The sequence below is a fragment of the Streptomyces katrae genome (assembly GCF_000966975.1).
GTDB lineage: Bacteria > Actinomycetota > Actinomycetes > Streptomycetales > Streptomycetaceae > Streptomyces > Streptomyces katrae.
The window spans coordinates 1-3,985 of record NZ_JZWV01000609.1 but is presented as its reverse complement, the minus strand read 5'-3'; the positions used below and the strand labels follow the sequence as shown (position 1 = coordinate 3,985).

Below are 3,985 nucleotides of genomic sequence, written 5' to 3'. Positions count from 1 at the left end.
ACAGTGGGACTGACGGGAAGCCCCCAGCTCGCGCAGAAAAGGGGCGGCCCCCGAGACCGACAAGGTCTCGGGGGCCGCCCCTCACTTCAGCTACCGCTCCGCTTACGCGCCCTTCGACAGGTCCGGGCCCGAGCCCGTGGCCTCGATCGGGGGCAGGTCCGGCAGGGCGGACTTCTCCTCGCCGCGGAAGGTGAACTTGGCTTCGTCACCCTCACCCTCGACGCCGACCACCACGATGTGACCGGGGCGCAGCTCGCCGAAGAGGATCTTCTCCGACAGCAGGTCCTCGATCTCGCGCTGGATCGTCCGGCGCAGCGGGCGCGCACCCATGATCGGGTCGTAGCCGCGCTTGGCCAGGAGCAGCTTCGCGTCACCGCTGAGCTCGATGCCCATGTCGCGGTCCTTGAGGCGCTCGTCCACCTTGGCGATCATCAGGTCGACGATCTGGATGATGTCTTCCTGGCTGAGCTGGTGGAAGACGACCGTGTCGTCGACACGGTTGAGGAACTCGGGCCGGAAGTGCTGCTTCAGCTCTTCGTTGACCTTCGCCTTCATCCGGTCGTAACCGGTCTTGACGTCACCCTGGGCCGCGAAGCCCAGATTGAAGCCCTTGGAGATGTCCCGCGTACCCAGGTTGGTCGTCATGATGATGACCGTGTTCTTGAAGTCGACCACCCGGCCCTGGGAGTCGGTCAGGCGACCGTCCTCCAGGATCTGGAGCAGCGAATTGAAGATATCCGGGTGCGCCTTCTCGACCTCGTCGAAGAGGACGACGGAGAACGGCTTCCGGCGGACCTTCTCGGTCAGCTGGCCGCCCTCTTCGTAGCCCACGTAGCCGGGGGGCGAACCGAAGAGACGCGAAACCGTGTGCTTCTCGCTGAACTCCGACATGTCGAGGGAGATCAGCGCGTCCTCGTCGCCGAAGAGGAATTCGGCGAGCGTCTTCGACAGCTCGGTCTTACCGACACCGGACGGGCCGGCGAAGATGAACGAGCCACCGGGGCGCTTCGGGTCCTTCAGGCCGGCCCGCGTACGGCGGATCGCCTGCGAAAGGGCCTTGATGGCGTCCTTCTGCCCGATGACGCGCTTGTGGAGCTCGTCCTCCATGCGCAGCAGACGCGAGGACTCCTCCTCGGTCAGCTTGAAGACGGGAATGCCGGTCGCGGTCGCGAGGACCTCGGCGATGAGCTCGCCGTCGACCTCGGCGACGACGTCCATGTCGCCGGCCTTCCACTCCTTCTCGCGCTTGGACTTCGCGGCGAGCAGCTGCTTCTCCGAATCACGGAGCGAAGCCGCCTTCTCGAAGTCCTGGGAGTCGATGGCCGACTCCTTGTCGCGGCGCACGGCCGCGATCTTCTCGTCGAACTCGCGGAGGTCCGGCGGCGCGGTCATCCGGCGGATGCGCATCCGGGAGCCGGCCTCGTCGATCAGGTCGATCGCCTTGTCCGGCAGGAAGCGGTCCGAGATGTACCGGTCGGCCAGGGTCGCGGCCTGCACCAGCGCCTCATCGGTGATGGAGACCCGGTGGTGCGCCTCGTACCGGTCACGGAGACCCTTGAGGATCTCGATGGTGTGCGGCAGCGACGGCTCCGCGACCTGGATGGGCTGGAAGCGGCGCTCGAGCGCGGCGTCCTTCTCCAGGTGCTTGCGGTACTCGTCGAGCGTCGTGGCACCGATGGTCTGGAGCTCACCACGGGCCAGCATGGGCTTCAGGATCGAAGCCGCGTCGATCGCGCCCTCGGCGGCGCCCGCACCGACCAGCGTGTGGAGCTCGTCGATGAACAGGATGATGTCGCCGCGGGTGCGGATCTCCTTGAGGACCTTCTTCAGGCGCTCCTCGAAGTCACCGCGGTAGCGGGAACCGGCGACCAGTGCACCCAGGTCGAGGGTGTACAGGTGCTTGTCCTTGAGGGTCTCGGGCACTTCGCCCTTGACGATGGCCTGGGCCAGCCCCTCGACGACGGCGGTCTTGCCGACGCCGGGCTCGCCGATGAGGACGGGGTTGTTCTTGGTCCGGCGGGACAGCACCTGCATGACCCGCTCGATCTCCTTCTCGCGCCCGATGACCGGGTCGAGCTTGGATTCGCGGGCAGCCTGGGTGAGGTTGCGGCCGAACTGGTCGAGGACCAGCGAGGTCGAGGGGGTGCCCTCGGCCGGGCCGCCTGCGGTGGCCGACTCCTTGCCGCCCCCGGTGTAGCCGGAGAGCAGCTGGATGACCTGCTGCCGGACCCTGTTCAGATCGGCGCCCAGCTTCACGAGGACCTGGGCGGCGACGCCCTCGCCCTCGCGGATCAGGCCGAGCAGGATGTGCTCGGTGCCGATGTAGTTGTGGCCGAGCTGGAGGGCCTCTCGGAGCGAGAGCTCCAGGACCTTCTTCGCCCGCGGCGTGAAGGGGATGTGCCCGGACGGGGCCTGCTGGCCCTGGCCGATGATCTCCTCAACCTGCTGGCGAACAGCCTCGAGCGAAATCCCGAGGCTCTCCAGGGCCTTAGCGGCGACACCCTCACCCTCGTGGATCAAGCCCAGGAGGATGTGCTCGGTGCCGATGTAGTTGTGGTTGAGCATCCGGGCTTCTTCCTGAGCCAGGACGACAACCCGCCGCGCGCGGTCGGTGAACCTCTCGAACATCGTTTATCGCTCCTCAGAGCGGTCGGGCAGTTCGGGGTCGGTCCCCGCCCTGTCCTTCCGCATGCTAGTCCCGCGGGACGGGACAGCTCATTCCAACTGCCGACATCCGTCCACGGCTCACCCCCACGTCGGTGAGGAAAACCGGCTGTAAGAGCCGACTACTGCTCCAACCTGATGGTGCGAGACGATGTTCCCGCAGGCCAGGCAGATACCCGTCACACGTGTACGCCGATGGCGAACGGAAGCCGCTCAAATCAGCGTGTCGCCCCGATCCACTAGGAATGTCTTACCCGTAAGGACTGACACTCCATGCCGGTGAGCACGGTTCCCTCCGCTACGGGCGAACACGCTTGTGTCCCGAATGTGGGACTCCGCCCTGCGGATGTTTACGTTCCGCATTGATTCGGGTGCAGTCCGTAACCCGTCGGCGGCGTCCGGAGTTCATCCGTTCATGGCCGTCGTCAACATCGTGAACGCCGTTCCCCCGCCCCGCGCCCCTTCCCGGGCGGACACCCGTACCTGGTACGAGCGCGTGCTCGGGTGGGCGGTGGCGGCCGGGCCGCCCGTGCGGCTGGTCACCGGGGTCCGGTTCGACGTGCTGGAGGTTCCGGCGGACGCCGGGGCCGGACTGCTGCGCCGTCCCGGCCTGGCCACCGGTCCGGTGGCGCTCGAGGGGCGCACGATGCGCTTCCTGGTCGCCCCGGGGGCCGCCGAGGAGCTGGACGGGCTGCTCGACTGGCTGGAGTGGGGCGGGGTGGAGCTGGAGCTCACCGCCCTGGGTGCGGGGGGCGGGATCACCGCCCCCGTGCCGCCCGGGCGCGGGCCGGGTGGGGATCCCCGGAGGGCCGCCGTGTGGCTGCGGCCCCCCGAGACGGGGTGCGAGGCCTCGCTGCCGGCCCTGCCGGGGCCGGGGCGGGGCGCCGGGGCCGGGCCCGGGGGGTCCGGCGGGCCCGATCTCGTACGCCTGGTGGCCGCGGCGGCGACGGAATGCCACCGCGCCCGCCTGTGGCGGCGTACGGGTCAGCCCTTGGCGTTCTCGTAGGCCTCGCGGATCTCGGCCGGGACGCGGCCGCGGTCGTTGACGCTGAGACCCTGGGCCTTGGCCCACGCGCGGATCTCGGCGGTGTCCGGGCTGCCGGCCGAAGCCGCGGCACGGCCCTTGGCGCGGCCGGCCGAGGCACGGCCGCCGGTGCGGCGGCCGCCCTTGGTGTACGGGTCGAGCAGCCCGCGGAGCTTTTCAGCGTTGGCGGTGGTGAGGTCGATCTCGTAGGTCTTGCCATCCAGAGCGAACGTCACGGTCTCGTCCGCCTCGCCACCGTCGAGGTCGTCGACAAGAAGGACCTGAACCTTCTGTGCC

3 protein-coding genes are annotated in these 3,985 nt (G+C 68.7%); 1 reads left to right on the top strand and 2 read right to left on the bottom strand.

Annotation, left to right across the window (positions count from 1 at the left end):
* Positions 1–102 precede the first annotated feature (102 nt).
* On the bottom strand, positions 103–2,628 hold the full coding sequence (locus VR44_RS21780) for an ATP-dependent Clp protease ATP-binding subunit (RefSeq protein WP_045949250.1): 2,526 nt from the start codon (positions 2,626–2,628) through the stop codon (positions 103–105).
* A 466-nt stretch (positions 2,629–3,094) separates the two neighbouring features.
* On the opposite strand from VR44_RS21780, the gene VR44_RS21775 reads away from it, so the two are divergent.
* The gene (locus tag VR44_RS21775) at positions 3,095–3,670 is read left to right on the top strand and encodes an SCO3374 family protein (protein ID WP_094191820.1); all 576 of its coding nucleotides are present in this window, start codon (positions 3,095–3,097) and stop codon (positions 3,668–3,670) included.
* Here the strand turns inward: VR44_RS21775 and VR44_RS21770 are convergent.
* Positions 3,649–3,985, bottom strand: a 337-nt coding sequence (locus VR44_RS21770; protein ID WP_045949248.1) for a histone-like nucleoid-structuring protein Lsr2, incomplete at its 5' end; no start/stop codon positions are given. The two genes, VR44_RS21775 and VR44_RS21770, sit on opposite strands and share 22 nt — an antisense overlap.